2 protein-coding genes are annotated in these 835 nt (G+C 30.8%); one reads left to right on the top strand and one right to left on the bottom strand.

Annotated features, from left to right (window positions below):
* The first annotated feature begins 169 nt into the window (after positions 1-169).
* Entirely contained in the window at positions 170-514 is a 345-nt protein-coding gene (locus NNJ85_RS09630; protein WP_254475550.1) for a hypothetical protein, read from the top strand.
* A 19-nt stretch (positions 515-533) separates the two neighbouring features.
* On the opposite strand, the gene NNJ85_RS09625 is transcribed toward NNJ85_RS09630, so the two are convergent.
* A partial coding sequence (locus NNJ85_RS09625; protein ID WP_254475548.1) for a hypothetical protein occupies positions 534-835 on the bottom strand: 302 nt, incomplete at its 5' end.

Below are 835 nucleotides of genomic sequence, written 5' to 3'. Positions count from 1 at the left end.
ATTTTTGACTGTACATCACCCTCATTAGACACAATACACCTAAGTACAGTAATGTCATTAAATACGATTTGCTACACTTTGTCAACATAAAAATAACACGTATTGATACAATTATAGAATCAATATAGAGATGTGAAATTTTCAATTTTCCCTAACACAAAGAGAAAAGATGTTTTTAGTAATATTACTAGTTTGGTATTTCGATATCATCAATTTATGGACTGCTTTTATAATAGCAATTATTGCTCTTGCTTATTATGAATATAGTCTTTTACAAGCAAAGAATGAACTTAGAATGTTAAAAAATGATTCAGAATATCAAATTGGGGGATTAAAAGATGTAATTTATAATTCAGAAGCTGAAATTGAAAAGCTAAAAGATGAAATTTATGATTCAGAAGCTGAAATTGAAAAGCTAAAAGATGAAATTAAGGAGGCAAAAAATACAATTAACTATTTAAGATCTGCAATATATTTTTCAGAAGAAAAATATAAAAAATATGAAGAAGATTAGAATCTGATTGCCAGTAAACCTAACGATCAAAATGTTTCTGAAGCGCATTAAGAGCCACCCTTAGTGAGCTTATAAGATGCGGTAATTCTTGATCTTCTATAACAATGTACTGTAGCGCAGCATAGATATTGTATTGTCTATAGAGATGTTGCGCTTCTTTTATTGCCTCTTGCATATTTAAAAACTGCTCTGTCGCAAATTTTACCCATTTGTCCCTTGCTGCCTCATCAGAAGATGACGGCATTTCATCATAAATCGCGCTTGGAAAGCCTTTTGCACAAAGGTAATTATTTCTTATCTGTAGATACTGTTGCGCGGTGT

The organism is Bartonella sp. B1098, assembly GCF_944896145.1.
GTDB lineage: Bacteria > Pseudomonadota > Alphaproteobacteria > Rhizobiales > Rhizobiaceae > Bartonella.
Note: the sequence above shows the minus strand (reverse complement) of the source record. Positions and strands in the feature narration are given on the sequence as shown.

Coding starts and splice junctions, on each gene's coding strand:
- NNJ85_RS09630 (WP_254475550.1), top strand. CDS start 170: ATGTTTTTAGTAATATTACTAGTTTGGTATTTCGATATCATCAATTTA.